At 60.9% G+C, this 25,762-nt stretch carries 25 protein-coding genes and 1 pseudogene; 13 read left to right on the forward strand and 13 right to left on the reverse strand.

Annotation, left to right across the window (positions count from 1 at the left end; translation table 11 throughout):
- Window positions 1–62 precede the first annotated feature (62 nt).
- Complete coding sequence (locus B3I26_RS11185) at window positions 63–1,454, forward strand: aldehyde dehydrogenase family protein (RefSeq protein ID WP_296257747.1); 1,392 nt, start codon at window positions 63–65, stop codon at window positions 1,452–1,454.
- Between the two features lie 151 nt (window positions 1,455–1,605).
- Here B3I26_RS11185 and B3I26_RS11190 read toward each other — a convergent pair whose 3' ends face one another.
- Window positions 1,606–2,232, reverse strand: a complete 627-nt coding sequence (locus B3I26_RS11190) for a TetR/AcrR family transcriptional regulator (RefSeq protein WP_296257748.1) — start codon at window positions 2,230–2,232, stop codon at window positions 1,606–1,608.
- Between the two features lie 116 nt (window positions 2,233–2,348).
- Between B3I26_RS11190 and B3I26_RS11195 the strand changes: the two genes are divergently transcribed.
- Window positions 2,349–3,566 carry an MFS transporter gene (locus B3I26_RS11195; RefSeq protein ID WP_296257749.1) on the forward strand — a complete coding sequence of 406 codons (1,218 nt, stop codon included), beginning with the start codon at window positions 2,349–2,351 and terminating at the stop codon, window positions 3,564–3,566.
- Window positions 3,567–3,581: 15 nt separating this feature from the next.
- Here B3I26_RS11195 and B3I26_RS11200 read toward each other — a convergent pair whose 3' ends face one another.
- The 3 genes from B3I26_RS11200 to B3I26_RS11210 are packed head-to-tail and all read right to left on the reverse strand — an operon-like array spanning window position 3,582 to window position 7,679.
- Entirely contained in the window at window positions 3,582–5,000 is a 1,419-nt protein-coding gene (locus tag B3I26_RS11200) for an efflux transporter outer membrane subunit (protein WP_296257750.1), read from the reverse strand.
- Window positions 4,997–6,577 carry a DHA2 family efflux MFS transporter permease subunit gene (locus tag B3I26_RS11205; RefSeq protein ID WP_296257751.1) on the reverse strand — a complete coding sequence of 527 codons (1,581 nt, stop codon included), beginning with the start codon at window positions 6,575–6,577 and terminating at the stop codon, window positions 4,997–4,999. The genes B3I26_RS11200 and B3I26_RS11205 overlap by 4 nt, the downstream gene beginning before the upstream one ends.
- Complete coding sequence (locus tag B3I26_RS11210) at window positions 6,570–7,679, reverse strand: HlyD family secretion protein (RefSeq protein WP_296257752.1); 1,110 nt, start codon at window positions 7,677–7,679, stop codon at window positions 6,570–6,572. The genes B3I26_RS11205 and B3I26_RS11210 overlap by 8 nt, the downstream gene beginning before the upstream one ends.
- A 99-nt stretch (window positions 7,680–7,778) precedes the next feature.
- Here B3I26_RS11210 and B3I26_RS11215 point away from each other — a divergent pair, with 99 nt between their 5' ends.
- Window positions 7,779–8,486, forward strand: coding sequence for a CerR family C-terminal domain-containing protein (locus tag B3I26_RS11215; protein ID WP_296257753.1), 708 nt, complete (start codon window positions 7,779–7,781; stop codon window positions 8,484–8,486).
- 56 nt (window positions 8,487–8,542) lie between these two features.
- Here the strand turns inward: B3I26_RS11215 and B3I26_RS11220 are convergent, their stop codons facing one another.
- Both B3I26_RS11220 and B3I26_RS11225 read right to left on the reverse strand, forming a co-directional pair.
- Window positions 8,543–9,841: an MFS transporter gene (locus B3I26_RS11220; protein ID WP_296257754.1), complete on the reverse strand. Its 1,299-nt coding sequence runs from the start codon at window positions 9,839–9,841 to the stop codon at window positions 8,543–8,545.
- Window positions 9,842–9,940: 99 nt separating this feature from the next.
- A complete protein-coding gene (locus tag B3I26_RS11225; protein WP_296257755.1) occupies window positions 9,941–11,152 on the reverse strand; it encodes a pyridoxal-phosphate-dependent aminotransferase family protein in 1,212 nt (403 codons plus the stop codon).
- A gap of 157 nt (window positions 11,153–11,309) precedes the next feature.
- Here B3I26_RS11225 and B3I26_RS11230 point away from each other — a divergent pair, with 157 nt between their 5' ends.
- From B3I26_RS11230 to B3I26_RS11245, 4 genes are all read left to right on the forward strand, one after another.
- Complete coding sequence (locus tag B3I26_RS11230) at window positions 11,310–12,038, forward strand: GntR family transcriptional regulator (protein WP_296257756.1); 729 nt, start codon at window positions 11,310–11,312, stop codon at window positions 12,036–12,038.
- A 62-nt stretch (window positions 12,039–12,100) separates the two neighbouring features.
- Entirely contained in the window at window positions 12,101–12,505 is a 405-nt protein-coding gene (locus B3I26_RS11235) for an antitoxin Xre-like helix-turn-helix domain-containing protein (protein ID WP_296257757.1), read from the forward strand.
- Window positions 12,499–13,191, forward strand: a complete 693-nt coding sequence (locus tag B3I26_RS11240; RefSeq protein WP_296257758.1) for an RES family NAD+ phosphorylase — start codon at window positions 12,499–12,501, stop codon at window positions 13,189–13,191. The genes B3I26_RS11235 and B3I26_RS11240 overlap by 7 nt, the downstream gene beginning before the upstream one ends.
- Window positions 13,192–13,282: 91 nt before the next feature.
- Entirely contained in the window at window positions 13,283–13,588 is a 306-nt protein-coding gene (locus tag B3I26_RS11245; protein ID WP_296257759.1) for a DUF1883 domain-containing protein, read from the forward strand.
- 336 nt (window positions 13,589–13,924) lie between these two features.
- Here B3I26_RS11245 and tauA read toward each other — a convergent pair whose 3' ends face one another.
- Together tauA and B3I26_RS11255 are read right to left on the reverse strand one after the other, a co-directional pair.
- Window positions 13,925–14,911 (reverse strand): taurine ABC transporter substrate-binding protein, encoded by a 987-nt coding sequence (tauA, locus tag B3I26_RS11250; RefSeq protein ID WP_296257760.1) that lies wholly within the window; start codon window positions 14,909–14,911, stop codon window positions 13,925–13,927.
- 160 nt (window positions 14,912–15,071) lie between these two features.
- Window positions 15,072–16,286 carry an MFS transporter gene (locus B3I26_RS11255; protein ID WP_296257761.1) on the reverse strand — a complete coding sequence of 405 codons (1,215 nt, stop codon included), beginning with the start codon at window positions 16,284–16,286 and terminating at the stop codon, window positions 15,072–15,074.
- A gap of 228 nt (window positions 16,287–16,514) precedes the next feature.
- Here B3I26_RS11255 and B3I26_RS11260 point away from each other — a divergent pair, with 228 nt between their 5' ends.
- The 5 genes from B3I26_RS11260 (at window position 16,515) to B3I26_RS11280 (ending at window position 20,577) form a co-directional block, all read left to right on the forward strand.
- Window positions 16,515–17,441 (forward strand): LysR substrate-binding domain-containing protein, encoded by a 927-nt coding sequence (locus tag B3I26_RS11260; RefSeq protein WP_296257762.1) that lies wholly within the window; start codon window positions 16,515–16,517, stop codon window positions 17,439–17,441.
- Window positions 17,442–17,683: 242 nt separating this feature from the next.
- A complete protein-coding gene (locus B3I26_RS11265) occupies window positions 17,684–18,349 on the forward strand; it encodes an amino acid ABC transporter permease (protein ID WP_296257763.1) in 666 nt (221 codons plus the stop codon).
- Window positions 18,330–18,989, forward strand: coding sequence for an amino acid ABC transporter permease (locus B3I26_RS11270; RefSeq protein ID WP_296257764.1), 660 nt, complete (start codon window positions 18,330–18,332; stop codon window positions 18,987–18,989). The genes B3I26_RS11265 and B3I26_RS11270 overlap by 20 nt, the downstream gene beginning before the upstream one ends.
- On the forward strand, window positions 18,986–19,747 hold the full coding sequence (locus B3I26_RS11275) for an amino acid ABC transporter ATP-binding protein (protein ID WP_296257765.1): 762 nt from the start codon (window positions 18,986–18,988) through the stop codon (window positions 19,745–19,747). The genes B3I26_RS11270 and B3I26_RS11275 overlap by 4 nt, the downstream gene beginning before the upstream one ends.
- Window positions 19,744–20,577, forward strand: a complete 834-nt coding sequence (locus B3I26_RS11280; protein ID WP_296257766.1) for a transporter substrate-binding domain-containing protein — start codon at window positions 19,744–19,746, stop codon at window positions 20,575–20,577. The genes B3I26_RS11275 and B3I26_RS11280 overlap by 4 nt, the downstream gene beginning before the upstream one ends.
- Before the next feature lie 276 nt (window positions 20,578–20,853).
- Here the strand turns inward: B3I26_RS11280 and B3I26_RS11285 are convergent, their stop codons facing one another.
- The 5 genes from B3I26_RS11285 to B3I26_RS11305 all read right to left on the reverse strand — a co-directional run bounded on the left by B3I26_RS11285 (window position 20,854) and on the right by B3I26_RS11305 (window position 25,162).
- The gene (locus B3I26_RS11285; protein WP_296257767.1) at window positions 20,854–21,645 is read right to left on the reverse strand and encodes an amino acid ABC transporter ATP-binding protein; all 792 of its coding nucleotides are present in this window, start codon (window positions 21,643–21,645) and stop codon (window positions 20,854–20,856) included.
- Window positions 21,638–22,288: an ectoine/hydroxyectoine ABC transporter permease subunit EhuD gene (gene ehuD / locus B3I26_RS11290; protein WP_296257768.1), complete on the reverse strand. Its 651-nt coding sequence runs from the start codon at window positions 22,286–22,288 to the stop codon at window positions 21,638–21,640. Before ehuD ends, B3I26_RS11285 begins: the two co-directional genes overlap by 8 nt.
- Window positions 22,285–22,980: an ectoine/hydroxyectoine ABC transporter permease subunit EhuC gene (gene ehuC / locus B3I26_RS11295; RefSeq protein WP_296257769.1), complete on the reverse strand. Its 696-nt coding sequence runs from the start codon at window positions 22,978–22,980 to the stop codon at window positions 22,285–22,287. The genes ehuD and ehuC overlap by 4 nt, the downstream gene beginning before the upstream one ends.
- A gap of 207 nt (window positions 22,981–23,187) precedes the next feature.
- Window positions 23,188–24,060, reverse strand: a complete 873-nt coding sequence (gene ehuB / locus B3I26_RS11300) for an ectoine/hydroxyectoine ABC transporter substrate-binding protein EhuB (protein ID WP_296257770.1) — start codon at window positions 24,058–24,060, stop codon at window positions 23,188–23,190.
- A gap of 127 nt (window positions 24,061–24,187) precedes the next feature.
- Window positions 24,188–25,162, reverse strand: a complete 975-nt coding sequence (locus B3I26_RS11305; protein ID WP_296257771.1) for an aliphatic sulfonate ABC transporter substrate-binding protein — start codon at window positions 25,160–25,162, stop codon at window positions 24,188–24,190.
- A gap of 279 nt (window positions 25,163–25,441) precedes the next feature.
- Between B3I26_RS11305 and B3I26_RS11310 the strand changes: the two are divergent.
- Window positions 25,442–25,762 (forward strand): annotated as a pseudogene (locus tag B3I26_RS11310) (energy transducer TonB); the annotation flags it as partial.

The following is a 25,762-nucleotide window of genomic DNA, read 5'->3' on the forward strand; positions in this document are numbered from 1 at the left end:
ACACTTCAGCAACGGGTCTCGGCCCGGTGGTGAGGATCAACCACTTTCGAGGGCAATTCTTCATGTCACACCATGCATCCGCTACTCATGCCATTTCGTTGAACCCCGCCACCGGCGAGGTGTTCGCGCAATATCCCTTCGAGCAAGCCGCCGAGCTGGAGCAGTCGCTGAGCCGAGCTGCTGCAGGTTTCAACGTTTGGCGCAAAGAGCCTGTCAGCGTGCGTGCCGAGCAGTTGCGCAAGGTCGCGAAGGTGCTGCGCAAAAACGCTGAGCCGTTGGCACAGATGATGACAGCCGAAATGGGCAAGCCAATCGCGCAGGCTCGCGGTGAGGTGGAGAAGACAGCGGCGACCTGCGAGTGGTACGCCGAGAACGGGCCAGCCATGCTGGCTTCGGAAAAGACCTCGGTTGAGAACGACAAGGCCTGGATCGACTTCTTGCCACTGGGTCCGATCCTGGCAGTGATGCCGTGGAACTTCCCTATCTGGCAGGTCATGCGCGGTGCGATTCCGATGATTCTTGCCGGTAACACCTACGTGCTCAAACACGCACCCAATGTGATGGGCAGCGCTTATCTGCTGCGTGACGCCTGGGCTGAAGCGGGTTTGCCGGAAGGCGTGTTCGAGGTCATCAACGTGGGTAATGACGGTGTTTCCAGCGCCATCGCCGACCCGCGAATCGCCGCCGTGGCGGTCACCGGCAGCGTGCGCGCCGGGTCTGCCATCGCCGCTCAAGCCGGTGCAGCCTTGAAGAAATGCGTGCTGGAACTAGGTGGCTCCGATCCGTTCATCGTCCTGGCTGACGCCGATCTGGATGAAGCGGTAAAAGCGGCCACCGTCGGCCGTTATCAGAACAGCGGGCAGATCTGCGTGGCGGCCAAGCGCATCATTGTGCAAGAGGGTGTGCTGCCGGCGTTCACCGAGAAATTCGTGGCGGCGGTCAAGGCCCTCAAGATCGGCGATCCGCTCGTCGAGGAAAACTACATCGGCCCGATGGCCCGTTATGACCTGCGTGATGAGTTGCACGAGCAGGTCAGCAAAACCCTGAGCGAAGGCGCAACGCTGTTGTACGGCGGTGAAAAACTTGAAGGTGAGGGAAATTACTACGCGCCGACGATACTTGCCGATGTGCGCCCGGGCATGACGTCGTTCAAGGAAGAGCTATTTGGCCCGGTGGCTTCCCTGATCGTCGCCCGGGACGCCGAACATGCCGTGGAACTGGCCAACGACAGCGAGTTTGGCCTGGCGGGCAGCGTTTGGAGTGCGGATGTTGAAAAGGCCCGTCATGTGGCGGCGCGTCTTGAGACCGGTGGGGTCTTCATCAATGGCTACACCGCATCCGACGCACGTGTGCCGATTGGCGGGGTGAAAAAGAGCGGCTTCGGTCGGGAGCTGTCACATTTCGGCATTCGCGAATTCTGTAATGCGCAAACGGTTTGGCTGGACCGACGTTGAGGGGGCTGATGTGCCGGGCTCGCGAAAGCCAGCACATCTGACGCAAATTAACGCCAACCACCACCTTGCCGATATTGATCGTTCCCACGTTCTGCGTGGGAACACCTGCCTTGACGCGCCGTGTCTGTCAGCGCACTCCACGACCTGAGTATCAGGACGGCATTTGGGCCGTTGCATACACATCCCAGACCCTCATGACCTGGGTGATGGCGGCGTCAAACACGCGATGCGTGACCCCATCCCTGGCCAGGGTCGAGACCCCTAACAGAAAACTGTCAAACACCGCAGCCAGCGCACGCGCGTCGGTATCGGTGCGCAGCTCCTGATCGTGAAGACCGCGCTCGACGCACGCGATGAACCCGGCACGGGTCCGGGCCCTTGAGGCGGTCAGTTTTTCCGTGACCTGAGCATTCTGCACGGTGGGCGCGCTCATCACGCCCAGCGCCACCATGCAGCCTTTGGGATGGTCGCAATCGCATTGCATTTTTGCCGAGCGGCGCAACGCCAGTTCGATGGCCGCTCGTGGGCGCAGCGTGGGGTCCCACAGGCATTCGGTGACTTGGGCAAAGGTGTCCAGATAGCGCTGGACCGCTTCCTGAAACAACGCTTCCTTGGACCCGAACGCCGCGTAGAAACTGGGGGCAGAGATGCCACCGCCGATGCTGGCTTTCAATTGGCTGAGCGATGTCGATTCATAGCCATGTTCCCAGAACAGGTGCATAGCCTGTTCGATCGCCTGTTCACGATCAAAGGTGCGAGGGCGGCCCATCTGCGCCATACGAGAGTCCTCTTGAGTGACGAGATAGATACTACTCGATACAAAAGTGTTGACCAAGCTTTCGTGGTACTCCTAATATCTGTACCAATCGATATATAAGTGGTGAGAACAAAACCATGATCAAAGCCGAATTACCGACACCTGCGCAGCCCGAGCGGTTGCCGCTGGGAGCACTCCTGGCCCTGGCGATGACCGGGTTCATTTGCATCGTGACGGAAACGTTACCGGCCGGCCTGCTGCCTGAAATAGGCCAGGGCCTGGCTATTTCGCCATCCTGGGCGGGACAGATGGTGACCGTGTATGCGCTGGGTTCCTTGCTCGCGGCCATCCCGCTGGCCATTGCCACCCAGGGCTGGAGACGTCGCACCGTGCTGCTGGCGACGATTGTCGGTTTTTTACTGTTCAACTCGATCACCGCGTTGTCTTCCAGCTACGTGCTGACGCTGGTGGCACGTTTCTTCGCCGGTGTGTCAGCCGGCCTCGCCTGGAGCTTGTTGGCCGGTTATGCGCGGCGCATGGTGTCTGTGCGACTGCAGGGTAAAGCGTTGGCCATCGCAATGGTCGGTACCCCCATCGCGCTATCCCTCGGCGTGCCATTGGGCACCTGGCTGGGCGGACTGGTGGGCTGGCGCATGGCATTCGCGCTGATGTCCGGCCTGACCTTGATCCTGATTGCCTGGGTGCTGATCAAGGTGCCCGATTACCCTGGGCAATCCGCCTCGCAACGCTCGTCACTCGGACAGGTGCTGACTGCGCCAGGGGTGCGCTCGGTACTCGCTGTGGTCGTGACCTGGATGCTGGCCCACAACATGCTCTACACCTACATCGCGCCGTTCGTCACGGCTGCGGGGCTGGGCGACAGGGTAGATCTGGTCCTGCTGGTGTTCGGCGTTGCGGCACTGCTGGGCATCTGGGCCACGGGCCGGTTGGTGGACGGTCATCTGCGAACGGCGGTCCTTGTCAGCCTGGCGAGTTTTGCCCTGGTCTCAGTGTTTTTCGGCATTGCAGCAAGCTCTGCGACGGCGATTTTTGTCGGCGTGTTCGTTTGGGGACTGACTTTCGGCGGTGCTGCCACCTTGCTGCAAACGGCCCTTGCAGACTCGGCGGGCAGCGGAGCAGACGTTGCGCTGTCGATGAACGTGGTGGCATGGAACAGTGCGATTGCCGCTGCCGGCTTACTGGGCGGTATATTGCTCGATCGGCTTGGCGTCGGCTCGTTTCCCTGGGTGCTGCTGGGTCTGTTGTTGATCAGCTTTTCAATTGCACTGAATGCCCGTGAGAGTGGTTTTCCCGGCGGCGCGCGGCATGGCAATGCCGCGGTGGCGGGGCACTGAGCCGCCATGGCCGAGTCATAGCGTCCAGCCCAGCCCCAGCGATTTGTGCAGCGAGGCGAAGTCCTTGAGCAATGCAGCGTCGCCGGAGATCCGGCTTTCCTGCGCCTGATACCGGGTGCGTTCGGCGTCCAGCCAGTCCAGGGTGCTGGCGGTGCCTGCGCGATAGCGTTGCCGCGTGAGGTCGGCAGCGCGTACCGCTGACGCTTCGACGTTGCGCAGCAGCACGACGTTTTGCCGCTGATGGCCATAGCGGGCAAGGGCGACGTCGGCATCACGCAGTGCGCTCAAGACTACACCCTTGTACTGCGCCAGGGCCTCATCACGGCCGGCCTGCGCGCCCTCGACGCTGGCCGCCACGCGGCCGAAGTCGAGGATGTTCCACGTCAGCCGTGGCAGCAGCAGCCAGGTGCCGTTGTCCTTGCGGGCAAGGTGACCGGGGTCGGCGGCCGAGAACGACAGGTCCCCCATGAGGCTGAGTTTCGGAAACCAGTCGGCTTGTTTTTCACCGATCTGTGCAGTGCTTGAGGCCAGGGCGCGCTCGGCCACGCGGATATCGGGGCGCGCCTTGAGAATGCCCGCTGGGTCGGCGAACGGCACTTGGGCAGGAATGGACGGCAGCGGGCGCGCAGTATCAAGCCGCGCGTCAAGCTCCCCGGGTTCCAAGCCACAGAGCAGACCCAATTGATCCACCGATTCGACGATCGAGGCCTGCAGCGGCAATCGCTGGGCGCGGGTGTTTTCCGCCTGGGTCAGCACCTGCTCCAGTTGCAGTTGCGAGGCGACCCCACGGCTGCGACGTTGCTGGGTCAGGTCAAGCGCCTGCTCTTCGATAGCGACACTGGCGTCCACCAACGCCAACCGTGCCTGCTGATCGCGCAGATCAGCATAGGCCTGCACTACCTCGGCGGCGAGTTGAACCTGCGCGTCCGCCAAGCGGGCTTGAGAGGAGTCTGCCTCTGCCTGCGCCGCTTCAATGGCGCGCCGCGTGCCGCCGAACAGGTCTGCCTCCCAACTGGCGTCGAAGCCGGCCAGATACAGCGTCAACGGACCACGGCCGCCGCCGCTCCCGCCAAGTGCCGAGGTGTCGGGGGAGCGAAGTTTGAGCATGGCTGCATCGCCGCTGATTTTGGGCATCAGATCGGCGTTGGCGCTGTTCAGGCTGGCCCGTGACTGCCTGAGTCGCGCCTGGGCGGTGGCGATGTCCGGACTGTTACGCATCGCCTGGTCGATCAGTTGGTTAAGCTGTGGATCGCCCAGTGACTGCCACCACTGCGCGACCGCAGGCGCCTTCGGTGTGGCGGCGTCGGCGTGGGGCAAATGCCCGGCGTTCAGGGTCTTTGGCGCGACGTCGGGGGCACCTTGGTAATCCGGGCCGACAGTGCAGGCAGATAACAATCCGACGATCATTAGCAGGGGGAGTGGACGAGCAATCATTTTCTTGAGCCTGCCTGCGCCGTGCGCGTTTTCAGGATGAAGATCAGTGGAAGGCATGCCACCATGGCCAGGCCCAGCAGGTGGAACGCATCGTTGTAGGCCATCACCGAGGCTTGCTGAGCGATGTCATTGGCCAGTTGCGCAAAGGCTTGCAGCTGAGCAGTCGAGGTGTCCCCGGTCTGCGCCAGGTAGCTTGCGGTGCTGCTCGCCATGTGATCCTGGGCCAGTTGACTGTTGGCCAGGATGCCCTCGCGCAATGCGTCGTCGTGGAAGTGACTGCGTCGGTCCATCAGCACACCGAGCAGTGCCAGCCCCAGGGTGCCGCCGAGGTTGCGCGACATGTTGTAAAGCCCGGAGGCATCCCCTGCATCCTGGGTCCGGACCGCGCGCATCGACAATTGACTCAGCGGCATCATCACCAAAATCTGTGCGACGCCGCGCAGCAGCTGCGAGGCCACGAAATCATGGCCGACGCTTTGAGCGGTCAGCGTAGTGTCCAGCAAGCAGCTGGCCCAATACAGCAGCAGCCCCACACCGGCCATTAGCCTCAGGTCAATGCGGCTGAGCATCTTCGGCAGAATCGGCATCAACAGGAACGCCGGAATCCCCGACAGCAACATGATCGACCCCGACTGTTGGGCGTTATAGCCGCTGAGGATGCCAAGGAACTGCGGCACCAGATAAGCGGTGCCGTACAGCCCTGCACCCACCGCTGTGGCGATCAGCAAGACACTGCCGAAGCTGCGGTTGAGCACCAGTTGCAGGCGCAGGATGGGTGTGCTTGAGCGCACCTGGCCCACCGCAATGAGGAAGAAGCCGATCACCATGCTTATGCTCAGGCAGATGATCAGCCGCGAGTCGAACCAGTGCTCGCGTTGGCCTTCTTCGAGCACCACGGTTAGCGAGCTAAGCCCCACCGCTAATCCGATAATGCCTAGCCAATCGGCCCTGATGAAGCGTTCCAGACTGCTTTTCTCGGCGGGAAGGCCGGTGAGTAGCAAGGTAATCAAGGCAACGCTGATCGGCAGGTTGAGAAAAAAGCACCAGCGCCAGTTGATGTTTTCCGTCAGCCAGCCGCCGACCACCGGCCCCATGAGTGGCCCCAGGATTGCGGTCATGCCGAACAGGGTCGTGCCGATCGCCAACTGGTGAGGGGGCAGGCGCGTGCGCACGATGGTCTGCGCGGTGGGAATCATCGCACCGCCGGCAAAACCCTGACCGATGCGTCCGGCGATCATCGCGCCGAGGCTCGAGGACAGCCCGCAGAACAGCGAGAAGAAGGTGAACATCAGCGCGGTGCCGATCAGAAACCGGCGCAAGCCGAAGACCCGGGTCAACCAGGCGGCGAGGGGGATCATGACGATTTCCGACATCAGGTAGCCGGTGGCGATCCAGGTGCCCTCGGTGCCTGTCGCGCCGATCTGGCCCTGAATCTGCGGCAGCGCCGAGTTGGTGATCGACACATCCAACGTCGCCAGCAGGGCCCCCAATGAGCCGGCAGCAACTGCGATCCAGTCGGTCAGCGAGGCATTGCGCGGTGTGTCGGCGGGCAGATTAGTCAGCGTGGCTTCAGCCATGGCTAGCGTCTGCCTTGCCGGTGCGGGTGTCCACCTCCACGGTCGCAGACAGGCCGGGGACCAGCGCCGGACGAAGATCGTCGGTGATGTCCAGGGCTATCCGTACCGGCACCCGTTGCACGATCTTGGTGAAGTTGCCGGTGGCGTTGGACGGCGGTAGCAGGGCGAACTGCGCTCCCGTGCCGGGGGCAAGACTGTCGATGTGGCCCCGCAGGTCCCGGCCTGGCAGCGCATCGACATGCACGGTCACGCGCTGGCCGGGGCGCATGGCGCCGATCTGGGTTTCCTTGTAGTTGGCGGTCAGGTAGATCGCGTTTACCGGCACCACGGTCAACAACCGGGTACCGGGTTGAACGTATTGACCGACCCGCACCCCCCGGTCGGCGATTCGGCCGTCGAGCGGGCTGCGCAGGACGGCGTCGTCGACGTCCAGCTGACGCTGCGCCTCGCTGGCCCTGGCCACGCCCAGCTGCGCCTGGGCCTGTTTCAGTTGTGCCTGCAGGGTGCCGTAGCGTGTCTGGGAGGAACGCAAGGCGGCCTGTCTCGCCGCCACCGTGCTGCGGGCCTGGGCCAGCTCGTTGTTTAGTTGGGCCAGGCGTTCCTCAGGTTCTGCGCCCGAGCGCGCCAGCGGTGCATAACGGGCGACTTCGGCTTGTGCGTGTTTGGCGTCGGCCTCTGCGCCCTGCAGTTGCGCGCGGGCTTCGGCGATGGTCGAGTCCTGTTGCACCAGATCTGCCTCGGCCTTGGCCAGGTCGGCGTTGCGGGCTGCGATGGTGGCCGACGCTTCGTCGCTGACCGCCTGGTATTTGCGGGCATCGAGGCGCACCAGCAGGTCGCCACGCCGGACCACCTGATTATCCGCCACCAGCACCTCAGCGACATAACCGCTGATCTTCGGTGCGACGCTGATGCTGTCGGCCTGCAGATAGGCGTCGTCGGTGGTTTCGATGAAACGCCCGGTGAGCCACCACCATACGCCCCAAACCAGAGCGATCAGCAGCGCGGCGGCGCCCAAGACCAGCAATATCCGCCGGGCCTTGCCGCGCTGGCCCTGGGTGGTTTCTTCAGGAATGACCTGAGCAGAAGGTTGTGCAGCAGACATCAGGTCGCTCCGAATTTATATCAGTCGGAATAAATTCCTTTCTTCGCGAATTTTTGTCAACTGGTATATTTTGCCCGGGTACTGAACAGGGAGCTGCACATGGCACGACACAAACCTGCCGCCGAGGGTGGATATCAGCGCGGTGAAGAAACCCGCGCGCGGCTGATCGAAGCGGCCGTTGCAGTGTTTGGCAAACGTGGTTACGACGGCGCCTCGACGCGGGACATCGCCAACGCAGCCGGTGTGAATTCGCCGGCGCTGCAGTATTACTTCGAAGGCAAGGAGGGCGTCTATCTGGCGTGCGTTGAGCACCTGATCACGCTGCTATGGCGCAGGATGGGCGATACCGTCGAAGCCGCGGAGCAGGCGCTAACGGAGGTCGATATCAGCGATCAGGCATTGATCGAAGCGTCGCTGGGCATGCTCAGTGCGGTGGTTTCAACCATTCAGGACAGCGCGCAAAGCACGGCCTGGCGCGCTTTTCTTGATCGACATCAGGCGGGCTTGTGCCCCGAGAGCGCCACGACGGCCTTCGAGGACCGGTTCAAAACGCGCATCAGCAACGTAATCCGCCAATTGATCGCCCGCCTGTCGGGGTACAAGGTCGATGACGAGCGCACGGTGATTCACTCCATGGTGTTGTTTACTCAAGGCTTGGCGTTCAGGGTGCACAAGCCTAGGTTGCTGGAGACGCTGAAATGGACGGCCATCAACCAGAAGGAAATGGAGTTGGTGCGCGAGGTGGTCCTGGCCCAGGCACGGTTTACCTTGGAGGGCTTGGCCCGCCAGAGGGACGGGCACGCATAGCCGCGTGAGGCGGCACGGCTTGCTGGCGACTGCCTCTTGGCAGTGGCCGGTGCCGTTCATTTATGGGCAACGGCCGCGATAGCGGTCTGCGCCATTTGCGTACGCGCGACCTGGCCATCGTCGAATTTGATTTGTGGGCGCATGCGGAATGACAGCACCACCCCAATCGCCAGTAACACGATGCTGACCAAAAAGGGCAACTGCCAGTTACCGAACGTGTCGATCAATAGTCCGGCCGCCACGGGGCTGACGATGGCCGCCATCGCCGAGCCGGTGTTCATCATGCCGCTGGCCGTACCGCAGTGGTCCGGGGCGATGTCCATGGGAATGGCCCACATCGGGCCGATGGTCATCTCCGAGAAGAAGAATGCCACCGCCAGACAGCCAAGGGACACATACATGTCATGGGTAAACATCAGCGGCATCAAAGCGGCCAGGGTCAGCGCCAGGCAGATGGCGACCATCCGGCTGCGGGCCTTGTTCAAATCGCGGGTGCGCTTATAGATCCGGTCGCTGACAATCCCGCCGAGGGTGTCACCCACCACCCCGCCAAAGAACACGGTGGACGAGAAGATGGCTGTGTTCTTCAGATCCAGGCCCATGTTCATGAAATACATGGGCACCCAGCTGAGCAGTAGCCAGAGGGTCCAGCCGTAGCAGAAGTAAACGATGGTGACCGGCGCCATGCGCTTGAACAGCCGCCCCCAGGGCAGGGCGGTCATGCTCTTGGGCTTGGGCGGCGGCAGCACTTCAAGCTCCTGATGCGAAATGCGCGGATGATCCTTGGGGTGTTCGGTGAATACCAGCATCCACAACATGACCCAAACGAAACTGATGCCGGCGCAGACATAAAACGATTCCCGCCAGCCGTAAGCGGCCATCACCGCAATCATGGCCGCCGGCGCCAGCGCGTTACCCAGTCGGGCAAATGCGTGGGTGATGCCTTGGGCGAAACCGCGCTGATCCTTGGCCACCCAGCGCGACATCGCCGCCGTCGCCGCAGGGAAGGTCGCGCCTTCACCCAGGCCCAGCAGCACGCGGGCCACAAGCAGGGAAGCGAAGCCTTCGGCCAGACCGGTCAATACCGTGGCGGCGGCCCAGATCAACCCGCAGACCACCAGCGTGCGCTTGGCACCGAAGCGGTCACTGACCCAGCCGCCGATGATCTGGAAGACCAGGTAGGGGTAGGCGAAAGCAGAAAACACCAAGCCGATCTGAGTTTTACTGAGGTTGAATTCGGCGCCGAAACCGACGGCGGCGGTGCTGACGTTGACGCGGTCCAGGTAGGTAATGAAATACATGGCGCACAGCATGAAGAGCACCACCGTGGTGGGGCGCAGATGTAACCGCTTCATGTTCTATCTCCAGTTTCTTATTGTTCACGCCGTGTGGCGATTGAGTCGGGATAGTGCGTGTGCTGCAAGGCACTGCGCAGGGCGCGCAGTGCCTTTGGTTCAGTTGCGGCGCAGGGGGACGGACTGGCCTCCCAGGTAATCCATTGCGGCCAGGACGCCACTGGACTGCAGTTTGATACCAGCCATTTGCAGGCCCATTTCGCAGCCGGTGAGGGTTGCCATCAGCGTCAGGTCATTACAGTCGCCCAGATGGCCGATGCGGAACATGCGTCCTTTCATCTTGCCCAGGCCCGTGCCGAGCGACATGTCGAACCGTTCGTAGATCGTTTTGCGCACGGCGTCGGCATCCACGCCTTCGGGGATCATCACCCCGGTCAGCACTGGGCTGTAGAGCGCAGGGTCGGCGCATTGAATCGGCAAGCCCCAGGCGTTGACCGCCGTGCGGCAGGCCTGGGCCAGGCGATTGTGCCGGTTAAACACGTTGTCCAGGCCTTCGCCCAGGATCATCTCCAGCGCTTCTGACAGGCCATACAGCAGGTTGGTGTTGGGGGTGTAAGGCCAGTAACCGGTCTTGTTCATCTCGATGATGTCGTCCCAGGCCCAGAAACTGCGCGGCAGGCCGGCCGATTTGCTGGCCTCGATGGCCTTGGGCGACAACGCGTTAAAGCTGATTCCGGGCGGCAGCATCAGGCCTTTCTGCGAGCCGGAGATCGTGACGTCCACACCCCATTCATCATGCCGGTAGTCTGCTGACGCCAGCCCGGAAATGGTATCGACCAGCAGCAATGCCGGGTGGCCTGCAGCATCGATGGCCCTGCGCACCGAGGCGATGTCTGAGGTCACGCCGGTGCTGGTTTCGTTGTGCACTACGCAGACCGCCTTGATGCGGTGGTTGCTGTCGCTGCGCAGGTGCGACTCGATCATGTGCGCATCGACCCCGCCGCGCCAACCTTCGATGCCAGGTTTGCCGATGAACTGCGGCTTGAGGCCCAGGCTCAGCGCCATCTTTTGCCAGAGCGTGGCAAAGTGACCGGTTTCGAACATTAGCACTTCATCCCCTGCGCTCAATGTATTGCACAGCGCCGCCTCCCAGGCGCCGGTTCCCGAGGCCGGATAAATGATCACCGGATGTCGGGTCTTGAATACCTGTTTAATGCCCGAGAGCACCTTCAGCCCAAGCTCGCCAAACTCCGGGCCGCGGTGGTCGATGGTGGGGTAGCTCATTGCACGCAGGATGCGATCCGGAACGGGACTGGGGCCAGGGATCTGCAGAAAATGACGGCCGGCCGGATGATAGTCGAGCTTGAGCATGTGACGACTCCTTTACGTATCTTTTGTTTTTTGAATACAAAATACAGTAGCACCGGTCATCGCTGCGTCAAACCGCCTAACTGAGCTAATATCCCGGTTCTGATGAGTGTTTTAAGCATAAGGCGTCGCTACCCGACGCCGCTGTAGAGGATGTTGTATGCAAAAGGGCGAAGAATTCGCGCAGCAAGGAACTGCCCGGCCGATGCTCAAGGTCGAGCGTCAGCGCCTGCATGATGTGGTAGTCGAGCACTTGCGTAGCTTCATCACCGAAGGCGTTCTTGCCCCTGGAAAGAAGCTCAACGAGCGTGAGTTGTGTGAAACACTCGGTATTTCCCGCACGCCTTTGCGCGAGGCACTGAAAGTCCTCGCGGTAGAGGGCTTGATCGAGATCAACCCTAATCGCGGCGCTACCGTGGCGCGCATGACGGAGCTGGAGATCCGCGAAACCTTCGAACTGATGAGCGGTATAGAAGCCTTTGCAGGGGAACTGGCGTGCGAGCGCATCACGGCCGAGGAGCTCGACGAGATCAAGGCCCTGCACTACGCAATGGTGGTGAGCAAGAATCAGAATGACCTGCCAGGCTACTACCAGCGTAACCACGCTATCCATGAGCTGATCAACAAGGCCGCACGCAATACCGCGCTGCGCCAAGTCTATCTGTCGCTGAACCGGCGCATCCAGGCGCTGCGTTTTCTTTCCAACCAGCAGGCACCGAAGTGGGAACGGGCACTGCACGATCACGAGCAGATGCTCGAAGCCCTGCAAGCCCGTGATGGTAAGCGGCTAGGCAGTATCCTGCGGCATCACCTGTTGGAAAAGCGGGATGCGATCATGCTGATGGTGCGCGCAGAGGCCGAGCATCCGGATTCGATAAGGTCTTTGTAAGGTTGCGTCCACGGATTCATATGGTCTACATTTGAGTCTTCAGACCCTGACAGAGCATCGCCGTGACCCACGCATCACTTAACCCGCAGCTTTCCGGATTCCAAGGCCTGATCGGCCTGCGCACGGCCTTGCGGATACTGGACAAATGGCAAGCTTCCAGTGATCAGGCGTGTCGGGTCCTGCGCATTTCCCGCAGCACCTACACCCGCGCCAGGCAGGGCGATAGCACTTGGTCTGTCGCCCTGGACCTGGATCAACTGCAGCGCATCAGCTTCGTGCTGAATATTCACGCCACGCTGCGCACGCTGTTTGATAACCCTGACAACGTCTACGGCTTCCCGGCGATGGAGAACCACAACGAATTCTTCAACGGCAGAAAGCCTTTGGACGTGATGGCTCAGGGCGACATGATTTCCTTGTATGAGACCTTCCGTCGCATCGACACGTTGCGTGGCGCACAATGGTGACGTCGCCAACGTTGCCTGTACTGCCGGACGAAGCGCAGCAGGCCCATCGTCTGGTCAATTCGAAATTTCCGCCTATCGACCTGTTCAACGACGTGGCCGATGCGCAGGAGTTCGAGACGCTCTACCAGATCCAGGCCCTGACCAACCCTCGGTTGCTGAACGAGGTCGGTCGACTGGAACTGATTCCACGTGAGGATATTCCGTTCGGTATCCCCGGTTGTTCCTACGCCACCGCGCCTTTTACCCATGTCAACCCGGCAGGCTCACGCTTCAGCGACGGTGCTTTCGGCGTCTTGTACCTGGCCGACAGCATGGACACCGCGGTCGCCGAAGTGCGACACCATCAGCAGCGCTACTGGTCCGGCGTGGTTAACCTGAATTACGAGCGCTTCGTGTTTCGCAGCCTCAGCTGCCGTTTTAGCGAGGCGGGCAGTGTCGACGCCACGACACTGGCGTTTTCTCATCCGATCTACGCGCCCGACGATTACACCCACTCGCATCAACTGGGCAAGTCTCTCAAGCACACTGCAGTGGCGGGTCTGCGCTATCACTCCGTGCGTTCCCCGGGCAACCGATGCTGGGCGCTGCTGACGCCGCGGTATGTAACCTCCATTCAGCAAAGTGCCCACTACGAGATGATCTGGAACGGTAGGATCACCAGCGTTAATCGCCTTTCCGGTGCATAAGTGCCGGGGCGTTGAGGGTTCGGGGCGTGGGCTGAGTACAAGGGTGGCGTGGTATTCTCGCCGCCTGTCTGTGTGGTCCGTGGGATTTTTCATGAAATTCATCCATCAGCGCGAGCATCTGAATGAAGGTGATGTGGTCGTTATCGAGTCGTCGAATACCTGCAATATCCGTCTGATGAGCGACGCGAGTTTTCGCAGTTTCAAGCATGGCGGGCGGCACACCTATCACGGTGGGGCGTTCGATCGGTTCCCCGCGAAGATCGTGGTGCCCAGCAGCGGGTTCTGGAATATCACGATCGATACGGTGACGCAGCGGGCGATCAGTGTGACGCGCAAGCCGAACCTGAAGCATTCGATCAGAATTGTGCGGCGGTCGGGAGCAGGGGTGGCTCGGTGATTGTCGGGTGTACGTTTGGCGCATGGTATGTCACGCGCGCCTTCGATCGTTTCCACGCTCTGCGTGGGAATGCACGCTCTGACGCTCTGCGTCACGCAAACCCAGGCGCAGAGCGCCCGGACTGCCGTTACCACGCGGAGCGTGGGGAACGATCACCGTCAGCGCCCGCATAGAGCAATTATCCCCCAATTGTTGATCGTTCCCACGCTCTGCGTGGGAATGCATGCTCTGAGGCTCTGCGTCACTCAAACCCCGGACGCAGAGCGCCCGGACTGCCGTTACCACGCGGAGCGTGGGAACGATCACCGTCACCGTCAGCGCCCGCATAGAGCTACCTTATTTTCCAATGAACTTTTCACTCACGTACGCCGAATAATCCGGCAACACGCTCTCAATCTTCCCCTGATCCTTCAAGAACGCTGCCGTTCTGGCAATCGCCGTCACCGTCCCGCCTCCTAGCAACTCAGGCGATTTTTGCTCCGCCGCTGTCGGAAAGTGCGACCCATCCGGCAACTCCGGCACATCCGCTGTGTTCGATCCGGTGAAGCGGGCAATCGCTTTCACCGGCGAAGAATCCGCTGTCCACTCCGACCGATGCGCCGTGTAATCAGCAATCGCCGCCAGGCTCACCTTGGCAAAACTCGCCACGATCTCTGGATGCTTTTCCGCGAAGTCCTTGCGCGCCACCCACACCTCGAACGTCGGCGAGCCCCACTGCGACACCTGGCCCGCATCGGTCAGAATCTTGCCCGTCTTGCGAATCTCACCAAGCGCAGGCGACCAGGTGAAGGCGCCGTCGATGTCTTCACGCTTCCATGCGGCAGTGATCTGCAACGGCGTCAGATTCAGAATCGTCACCTTGGTGGGATCGATACCCCAGTGCTTCAGGGCACCGAGCAAGCTGTAATGCGACGTCGAAACGAAGGGCACAGCGATTTTCTTGCCAATCAGGTCTTCGGGCTTGTCGATACCGCTCCCGTTGCGCACCACCAACGCCTCGGAACTCTGGATCTGCGACGTGACAATGAACGCCACCAACGGCACTTTGCGCGACGCTGCTGCGGCCAGAGGGCTGGAGCCCAGGTTGCCGATCTGCACGTCACCCGAGGCCATGGCCGCGATGACCGCAGGGCCAGCATCGAAGCGACGCCAATCGATTTTCTGGCCGATGGCTTTTTCATACTCGCCATCAGCGATGGCGCGTTTGACCGGATCGATGCCGGTGATGTAACCAAAGGTCAAGTCGGCGGCGTGGGCAGCCATCGAAAGGGCGAACACACCCGACGCTACAGAGACAGTCGCGGTCCATTTTTGCTTGATCATCTTGATGAAATGCCCTGATTTGAAGGTGGCGCCGTCGAGATGCGGCAGTCAGGCATGGATCATAAGATTCTATGAATTGACGTTTAAATACCATTTTGGAATTAGCTTACGCTGCGCTGCAAGCCGTGAAGTTAATCCACGCTGCATGAATAAAAGCCGTCTAGTCGCGGAACGTGCCCGTGTGCCGTAACGAGTACAGCCAGACCGGAAGCACCGACAGCACCGCCGTCGCCGCGACAACCACAGCGGCCGAGATCACCCCTGCGTGGTCCCCTACAAACCCGTACAACACCGGCGCCAGGGCACCTGAACCAATGGTCCCGGTGTAGAACACCGAAAACGCCTTCTCCAGCCGGGTAGAGTCGACGACATCGGTCACGGCCCCGTAGAGCACTGAGGACGTCCCGTTCAGCACTGCGCCCAGCAGCGGCAATGCCGCCAGCCCGACAGGCAAGGGTGAGACCAGCACCACCCCGATCAGCAAGGCGGTGGCCAGTTCGGTGACGACAATGGTGTTGAGCGTGCCGAAGTGCTCCGACATCCAGCCGCAGACGAATTTACCCACCGCGCCGCCAATGAACACCAGCGTCAATGCCAGCCCTGCCTGGGGCAGTGACCCACCGTTGCCCTTGATGATGAAGGGCAGGAAGGTCAGGAAACCCATGCGCACCGCGCTGTCCATGACCGCTGTGCACAGCAGCACGCGAAAGGCGCCTTGGCCTGCTTCGACGGCGGTGTGCACAGTGCGCGATGGCAACGCCTGCGCAGCTTCGCCCCGGGGTGTGACATCCTTGAGCAAGGCCCAGATCAGCACCGCTGACAACAGACCGATGCCTGCGAACACCGTGGCGGTGATGTGAAAAGTGGTGAAGGTAAGCAGAAAGGCTGCGCACGCCGGCAGTAGCGATTTTCCAATGTCACCGGCGAAGTTGTAGACACCCAGCGGACGTTTGGCGTTGCCTGCGTAGGCTCTGGACACCATGGCCGAGGCGATGGGGTGTTGTGCGCTGGCGCCCATGCCGGCGAATACCAGTGCAGCGCCCAATGCCAGCGCGCTGCCGGTAAACCCCGCTGCCAACCAGCCAATGCCGGTCATGGCCGTGGCGATCGACAGCACGTAGGCGGGCTTCATTCGGCTGGACAGGCTGGACGCCGGGATCTGCAGGACTGCGAGCGTCAGGGAGTAGGCGCTTCTCAGCACGCTGAGCCAGACATAGCTGAGCATGAACATTTCCTGCCACACCGGCAGCAGCACATACACCAGGTCGCTCAAACCGTCGTGGGTGGCGTGAGCGGTACAGGCGGCGATCAGGGTTTTCTTTTTCGCTGCGCTGTCCGCGTGGGAGACGCTTGGTGCCGCTGTGGAAAGTGTCATATGTTTGCAACGCAAATGAGGTGCAGCCATTGTAGCGGGTCGCCAGAACGTGCCGCCAATGAGACGATTTCATGCCGTATGAGGGGTGCCCGTAGCAGGCTGATCTGCCTGAGGTGTTTTCGGCAGCGCTGGCGCCGGCACGCCGAACGGCTGCTCAGGGTGGCGTCAGGCGTATATGAGAACAGTGCGGACAAAAGGGGTGGTTGTTGAATGACTGGAGACAGGACGATGGCGTTTAAACGATTTCCATCGGTCGCTGGGCTGAGAGGATTCGAAGCGTGCGTCAGGCACCTGAACTTCTCTCAGGCAGCGGCCGAGTTGCATGTCACTCAGAGCGCGATCAGTCACCAAATCAGGCAACTGGAAGAATTGCTGGGCGTGGAGCTTTTCGAGCGCACGGCAGGAGTCGTGACGCTCACGGCTCATGGCGCCGAACTGCTGCCGGTGGTGCGGGTGTTTCTCAAGGACATGGGCCGGCTGGTTGATCGCTTCGAGCACAGTCGGGATCAAGGCTCGGTGCTCGAGGTATTCGTGCATGACTCGTTTGCCCAGACCTGGCTGATTCCACGGCTGTCGAAGTTCTACCACGCTCGACCGGACATCAGGCTCAAGCTCAACACCGATGAGTTTTCCCGCTTCGAGAATCCCAATGCCCAGGTCGCCATTCGGCTCGCGGAGCAGGGTGCCAACTGGTCGGGCCTGTATGCCGAACTGATCCTTCGGGAGCGGATCTTTCCTGTGTGCAGCCCTGCTCTGGTCGAGGCCCAAGGCATTGCTTCTACGCCGGCCGATATTCTGAAGTACCCGCTGATCGTGCGCTCACGCAGTACGCTCAATGGTCAACAGGTGTCTTCGCCGTCGTGGGACTATTGGCTGCATAAGCATGGCCTGTCTGGCGAACCCTTCGATTGCGCGCTGACGGTGCCGCACACCAGCATTGCTGTGCAGGCAGCGCTTCGCGGCTTGGGTGTGGCCATGGCGCGAACTTCGCATATTTTCGATGAGCTGGATTCGGGTGTGCTGCAAAAGCCGGTCATGAACGAACTGGTCACCACCACGGGTTACTACTTCTTGTGCGCAGCGGGAAAGGAGAAGGCTGCGGCGGCTCAAGCCTTCTTGGAGTGGCTGAAGACCGAGATGCCCGCACCCGACTGAACGGCTGTTGCTGGAGCAACACTGAAGCAGCAAAAGCGCCTTAAAACAAACAGTTACGAGCGGTATTTCGCAGCGCCGGCGACGCCAGCGCTGGTGTCAGGGTGTGGCACAAAGCCTGCAATCGTCTCTGAACCTTCAAGTGGTCCGTGGTGCGTATGTGCGAGCACCACGCCCAATCGTTCAGGAGTTTCAGTGTTCACAACCCATCGTCCATCGGCCCGTTTGCCGAGAGGCGCATCGATATGAATTTCGACGTCGATTTTGCGCTTTCCACATTGCCGGCGTTTCTCGTCGCTGTGGGTGTCACCCTGCAAGTGGGCTTGATTGCCATTGCAACATCGCTTTGCGTTGCCCTGATCAATGCCGCCATCGCTGTGTTCGAGGTGCCCGTTCTGCGGCGGCTGGTGCGGATCTACGTCGAGCTGGCGCGAAACACGCCGCTGCTGATCCAGCTGTTCTTCATCTACTTCGCACTTCCGAGCATCGGCCTCCGCATTTCTGGATTCGCCTCGGCGATTATTGCCATGACCTTCCTTGGCGGGGCTTACCTGACGGAAATCCTGCGCGCCGGAGTCGCTGCCGTGCCTCGCTCACAAATCGAGTCGGGGCTGTCCATCGGTCTGTCGCGCTGGCAGTTGCTGCGTCACGTGATCCTGCCGCAAGCAGGCATCCTCAGCCTGCCTGCGTTGTTCGCCAACTTCGTGTTTCTGCTCAAAGAGACCACCGTGGTCTCTGCCGTGGCCGTGCCGGAAATTCTCTACACCACCAAAAACTACATCGCCCTTTACTACAAGACTTACGAAATGCTGGCGGTCATGACCGGCCTGTGCGTGCTGTTGTTCGTTCCGCTTTCGCTATTGCTGCGGGTTGTCGAAAGGAGGCTCCAGCATGGCCAGTTCGGGTCTTGAGTTGCTGTGGATGTCTGCGCCGCAATTGCTGACGGGTATCGGGCGCACGCTGGGGATTTCCCTGCTGGCGATCGTCTTCAGCAGCGTCGGCGGCCTGACCTACGGGGTGCTGCGCAATCTGGGCATTCGCTGGCTGGACACGATCTTGTTGATCTATCTGGAAGCCTTCCGGGCGATTCCGGTGCTGGTCTGGTTGTACCTGTTTTTCTTCGGGTTGCCGATTTTTTTCGGCTGGAGCATTCCGGGTTTCTGGTGCGCGGTGCTGGTGTTGTCCCTGTGGGGCATCAGCGAGGCCGGTGAGGTGGTGCGTGGCGCGTTGCGATCCATACCCCGTGGGCAGCGCGAAGCGGGGCTCGCCATCGGTCTGGGACTGCCGGGGCTGTATGGCCGGGTCCTGTTGCCTCAGGCACTGCAACGCATAACGCCGCCGATGATCAACGTGTTTACCCGGCTGATCAAAACCAGTTCGTTGGCGGTGCTGATCGGCGTGGTCGATGTGATTAAGATCGGCCAGCAAATCATCGAACGAACCTATGAGTCGGTGCTGATCTACGGCTTTCTGTTCCTGTTTTTCTTTCTCGTCTGCTACCCGTTGTCAGCCGCCTCCCGTGTGCTAGAGCGACGCTGGAGTCACTCATGAGTGCATTGATAAAGCTGTCCGGTTTCAGTAAACGATTTGGCGCTGTTCCGGTGTTGCAGGACGTCGACCTCACAGTCGAGGAGGGCGAGGTGCTGGTCATCCTTGGCCCCAGCGGTTGCGGCAAGAGCACCTTGCTGCGCTGCCTCAACGGGCTGGAAGCCGGTCACGCCGGGCAGTACCGCTTCGATGGTCGGGAGCTTGCGGCCAACACGGATTGGCGCGTCGTTCGCCAGCAGATCGGCATGGTCTTCCAGAGTTACCACCTGTTCCCGCACATGAGCGTGCTCGACAACATTCTGCTGGGCCCGGTCAACGTGCAAAAGCGTCCCAAAGCCGAGGCCCGCCAGCAGGCGCAATCCCTGTTGACGCGCATCGGTCTGCTGGACAAGCGCGATGCGTTTCCGCGCGAGCTGTCCGGGGGTCAGCAACAGCGCATCGCCATCGTTCGCGCGCTGTGCATGAACCCCAAAGTCATGCTGTTCGATGAAGTGACCGCTGCCCTCGACCCGGAAATGGTCAAGGAGGTGCTGGAGGTGATCCTCGACCTCGCGCGCAGCGGCATGACCCTATTGATCGTCACGCACGAAATGGCCTTTGCCCGTGCGGTAGCGGACCGGATCCTGTTCATGGACGGCGGCCGTATCGTCGAACAGGGCGACCCCGAAACCTTCTTCAGTTCCCCGCAGACCGCACGCGCGCAGCAGTTTCTGGAGAAATTCTCCTACGTGGAAAACATGCCTAAAAGGAATGCACCGTGAACATTAAAACTGCCCTCGTTTTTCCCCTGCTGGCTATCGGTTTATTGGCCGGGGCCGCTGCCCATGCCGAAGGCTATCTGGACAAGATCAAAGCCCGCGATAAGTTGATCGTTGGTGTCTTCAGCGATAAACCGCCATTTGGCTTCGTCAACGAGAAGGGCGATTACGTTGGTTTCGACACTGACCTGGGTCGTCGTTTTGCCAAGGATTTGCTGGGCGACGAGAAGAAGATCGAGTTCGTGGTCGTCGAACCTGCCAGCCGTATCCCGTTCCTGCAGAGCGACAAGGTCGACCTGATTCTGGCAAACATGACCGTGACCCCGGAACGCGCCCAAGTGGTGGATTTCACCAACCCCAACCTGCGCGTCGCGGTACAGGCGCTGGTGCCGGAAAAAAGCGAGGTCAATAGCCTCAATGACCTGGCGAAGAAGACCACCATCGTCACCACCGGCACCACGGCCGACATCTGGCTGACGAAAAACCACCCGGATTGGAAATTGCTGAAGTTCGAGAAAAACTCGGAATCCTTGCAGGCGCTGGCCAATGGCCGTGGCGATGCCTATGCGCAGGACAACCTGGTGCTGTTCAGCTGGGCCAAGCAGAACCCGGGCTACCGCGTTTTGGCGCAAAAGCTGGGTGATGAAGCCCCGATCGCGCCGGCGGTGAAGAAGGGTAACGTCGAACTGCGTGACTGGGTCAACACCGAACTGGCCAACCTGGGCAAGGACAAATACCTGCTCAAGCTGTACGACCAATACGTACGCAGCCAATTGGCAGACGGCACCGACCCTGCGGCGGTAATCGTCGAAGGCGGCGCCTGGAAGCCGTAAAGCCGCATCAGGGTGATCGCAGTGTGCGCAACTCTTCGGCCTGGCGCACCCGTGGGAGACCTCGGAGGTCACGAAGGCAGCGAATGCGGCCAACTCAGTGTTGCCTGACCCACCGACTTCGCCACTGTCGCACGGCTCCGGCAGCTCTCATCGGGTAAGCGGCGTTCCCAGCTTTTTAGCTTGACGCGACCCCCGTGGGAGTGAGCTTGCTCACGAAGACTGGGCATCAGGCAACGATGATGGTGGAGTGAATCAGCGATTTTCTAACCCGTTTAGCTACCGCTGCTCCACCAGATTCAGAAACCGCCGCGTGCGCTCGTTGTCCGGATTGACGAGGATCTGCTGCGGTTTGCCGTCGGCGACGACTTTCCCCGCTTCCATGAACAGCACCCGGTCCGCAATGTCCTGGGCAAACTTCATCTCGTGAGTCACCAGCAGCATGGTCATCTGTTGCTCATGGGCAATGGCGCGAATCACTGCCAGCACTTCGCCGACCAGCTCCGGGTCCAGCGCCGAGGTGACTTCATCGAACAGCATCACCTGTGGTCGCATTGCCAGTGCCCGGGCAATCGCCACGCGTTGTTGCTGCCCGCCGGACAGCTGTGCAGGGTAGGCGTCGGCCTTGTGGCTCAGGCCCACCAGCCCGAGGTATTGATGGGCGCGAGCCAGGGCTTCTTCCCGCGTGAGCTTTAACACCCGAAACGGCGCTTCGGTGATGTTCTCCTGCACGGTCAGATGCGGGAACAGGTTGAACTGCTGAAATACCATACCGACCCGATGCACCACCGGTGCCTTGTTGGAGCCCGGCCAGCGCCAGCCGGAGGGACGCGCCGGCACTGACGCACCCGCTACTTCGATGCTGCCTTGCTGGTATGTCTCAAGCCCCTTGATCAACCGCAATACCGTGGATTTACCCGAACCGCTGGGCCCGATCAGGGCGACCTTCTGGCCTTGGGGGATGCTCAAATCCAGGTGATCGATGACCCGGTTGGCGCCGAAGTTTTTCACTACGCCCGCAAGGCGTATTTGCGCAGGGGCGAGCGCAAGGCTCTGTGCAGGATCAGACATGGCGGCGCCTTTCGAAATAGTGGAACAGCAAGGAAGTCGGCACGCTGATCGCCAGAAACATCAGGGCCATGACGGTATAAGGTTCGTTGTAGCGATAGGTCATGCCAGCAATCTGCTTGGCGGCCTGAAACAGTTCGGGAATGCTGATGACGGCCAGCAACGGCGTCTCCTTGAACATGCCGATCAGGTAGTTGCCGAGCACCGGCAGCATGGGTTTCAGCGCCTGGGGCAATACGATGCGGCGCCAGGTGGTGGCCGTATCGAAGTCCAGCGCCCGGGCTGCTTCCCATTGGCCTGCAGGTACACCTTCGATTGCCCCGCGAAAGGCTTCGGCGATGTAGGCCCCGTAGTACAGGCCCAGGCCGATGACGCCTGTGGACACCGCTGGTAATGTGATGCCGGCCAGCGGCAAGGCAAAGAACAGCACGTACAACTGCACCATCAGTGGCGTGTTACGAAAGAAGCTCAGATAACCGCTGCTCAGGCGTCGAATGAGGATCAGCTGCGAGCGTTGAGCAACGGCCAGTATCAAGCCCACCGCCACTGCGAGCAAAAAGCCCAGCACAACCACCTGAACGGTCACCAGCAGGCCCTGAAACAGATCCGGCACGATCGACCAGGCAAACGCGTAATCGAAGTTCATGCCGCCGCTCCCTGGGATGCAACAGAGCGACGCCATGACGTCACCCGACGCTCATAACGTTTAACCAACCAGCTCAAGGGCCAGGCCATGGCGAAGTAGCACACCAGCACGATGCTCCAGATCAGCGTTTGCTGGCCCAGGGTGGTAATCAGCTGTCCGCCGGAAAAGGTCAGGTCGCTCAAGGTGATCAGTGACACCAGCGACGTGGTCTTGAGCAACTCGACCAACTGATTGCCCATCGGCGGCAGCATGAACGGCAGCGCTTGGGGCAGGACAATGCGGCGAAACGCGGTGAATGAATCGAAGTCCAGCGCACGCAACGCATCACGCTGACCCTGGCTGACGTTACTCAAGGCCGAGCGCACGATTTCCGAGCCATAGGCCGAGAAGGTCAGCCCGAGGCCGAGGATGCCGGTGCTCATCGGCGACAGGCTGATGCCGAACAACGGCAGAATGAAAAACAGGTAGAACAGCAGTACCAGCGCGGAAATACCGCGCAGGATTTCAACGTAGGCCGTGGCGATCCAACGCAATAATCGCCAGGGCGACAGGCGCATCAGCGCGATCACGAAGGACATCAGCACCACGATCAATTGGGCGAAAAAGGTGATCTGCAGAGTCACCAGCGCGCCATTGGCGAGCTGGCGAGCGATGAAACGTGCCGTTTCCACGGCAGATGGATCGATAAACATGGCCGTACTCGTGTGGGTTGGGGCCGGGGCAGGACGTGTGCCCGGTAGGGGGCATGCGAACGGTTGAATGGGGGAGCGAATTGATTCGCGCGCGATGTTACTGGCGATGAAGCGGTGTCGCTCGTGTCGCCATATCGCGCACGGACTCGCCCTCCCACGGAGCATCGGCTCGCAGCCCGGTTTCCACGGGCTGCGAGCGGGGCGGGCCTAGCGGTTGCAGCGCTGCTCGGCCGTGATGTCCGCCGGTGGCAGTTCGTTTTCGGTGTAGCCGTACTTCTGCAGGATCTTCAGCAGCTCGCCCGATGCGCGTAGCTTGGCCAGTTGCTCGTTGAATGCCTGGGTGAACGCCGGGTCATTCTTCGGCAGACCATAGGCGTGATAATTCCAGGTCGGCTTGCCCTCGGCATCCGGGATCTGATCGAACGGCAGCGCACGCTCGATTGTGGCGCTATCAGCTTTCTTGAGCAGGCCGATGACCTCGGCGTCCGGGAAATACACCACATCAACGCGGTCGGCCTCCAGTGCGGCCAGGGCCTCGGTGTCCTTGTCGAACAGCGCCACGTTTGCGGTGGCGATGCCGCTGTCCTTGGCCTCCTGTACCTGATTACTGCCCGGCTGGGTCGCCAGGCGCGCCTTGCCATTGGCGGCCACGTCCTTGAGGCTGTGCAGCTTCAGCGGATTGCCCGCCTTGACGATGAATGCGCCGCCGGAGCGGGTCACCGGGTTTGAATAACCGATCACCTTGCAGCGCGCTGGGTTGATAAACAGACCCGCGCCAATCAGATCGAAACGACCGGCCGCAAGGCCCGGTACCAGCGAGCCAAACTCGGTAATCGGGGTTTGGACCTTGGTGATGCCCAGTTGCGAGAGGATGGCCTGCAGAATCTCGACGTTGGCGCCGACGGTTTTGCCGGTGGTGTCGATATAAGCGTAGGGCTGCTCGTTGGCGATTCCGGCGGTCAGGCCCTGGGTGCGGCCTTTTTCCAGCAGGCCGGCGATGGCAGAAGAAGCGAACAGCGCGTTGAACAGTACAGCCGAGCCGAGGAGTGCAGACAGCGTCAGAGGTTTCAGGCCTTTCATGGACAATGCTCAAATGAAGTAAACGTTTACCTGTAGCAGCGTCCTTGCTCGCAATGAGGATGGATCGGATGACGACCCACCTTATCGGCCAGACATGGCCGAGCAGGTGCGAGTGTGTATCGATGAATCAGGGCGCCCAGATGCCCACGTCCTTGGCGTCTACAGCTTTAGGCAAGAGCCCGGCGGCCAGGAAGGCGTCCGCGATTTTTTGCTGCTCGCCCAATTGATCGGCTTTCACCGGCTCGACCTGATAACTGCGATGGGCATTGGCCGATTCGACCGTTTCCACATCCAGATTGCCCCACAGCGGGCCTAGCACCTGAGCGGCATCGCGGGGATTTTTCTTGATCCAGCTGCCTGCCTCTTGCAGTTGCTGATAAACCCGCCTGAGCACTTCGGGGTGAGCGCTGGCATAGGCGGTGGTGGTCAGGTAGTAGCGTTTGTAACTGGCAAGACCTGCGCCGTCGGTGAGGGTGCGGGTCGCCAGTTGCCGTTGCACGCTGGTTAAAAAGGGTTCCCAAGTGACCCAGGCATCGACCTTGCCGTTCTCGAACGCGGCACGACCGTCCGCCGGCGTCAGGTAGGCGGGCTGGATATCGGCGAAGGTCAGGCCGGCCTTGTTCAGCGCGGCGATCAACAGGTAATGCGTGCCGGCGGCCTTGGTCACGGCAACCTTTTTGCCCTTGAGGTCAGACAGGTGCTGGATTGGCGAGTCCTTGGCGACCACGATAGCCTGGGCGCTCGGGGAGGCGGACTCTTCAGCGAAATAGGTGAGCTTGGCCTGCGCCGCCTGAGCGAAGATCGGCACGGTGTCGGCTACGTCGGCGCTGATGTCGACGTTCCCGATATTCAGCGCTTCGAGCAGCGGCAATCCGCTCGGAAACTCATGCCAGGTGATGTCGATATTGTCTTTGCCAAGGGCTTTTTCCAGCGTGCCTTGAGCTTTGAGCAAGGTGATCAGCGTCGAGGATTTCTGGTAGCCAATGCGCACTGTCTCGCGGGCCTGAGCGGGCAGGGCGAGGGCACAAGCGAGGGCGAGGGCCAGGCTTGCGAGCAAAGGACGGCGCAGGGTATTGCGGTGGCTCTTGTTTGCGATTGGCATGATGCACTCGTGCGTGGGTCTTGAGCCGGATAGGCGCGGCAAACGCTAGGCTGCCAATCATAGAGTTCTAAAAAGCATTCTTTAAATATCGAATAGTTCTTACCTTATGCGTCATCGTTCACTTGACGTGAAAAGCCTGCTTATTCCCGATTTGGATAATGCCCAACCTAAATATTCTTTTAAGGGATAAATCGGATCGTGGATTATTCGCCGGGTGACGTTTCCAGGCAGCGCTCTGGAATGCAGTTGTCATCCCTTGTGGACATGCAGGAGTTGCGAATGAGTAATGCCCAAACCGCCAATGCACGGGACGTGCTCTGGCGTCAGGCGCCGGGCGGCGAGCTGCTTGAGCTGGGCCGGGCCTATCGCGGCCCTTTGGCGCTGTCGCGCTTGCAGACCACACCGCGGCGCATCCTCAGCCGCCGCGAAGCGGTGCTGCTCGGCGTCTTCGCCCTGGTGCTGCACGGCGCGGTGATCTACTGGGTCAATAGCTCGCCCACCCCAGCCCTGCCCGTGGTGCCGCCGGAAATCCCGCCGATGACCATCGAGTTCGCCCAGCCCGCGCCACCCGTGGTCGAGACCCCGCCACCGCCGCCCGAG

Source organism: Pseudomonas sp. UBA5706 (genome assembly GCF_002419965.1).
Taxonomy (GTDB): domain Bacteria; phylum Pseudomonadota; class Gammaproteobacteria; order Pseudomonadales; family Pseudomonadaceae; genus Aquipseudomonas.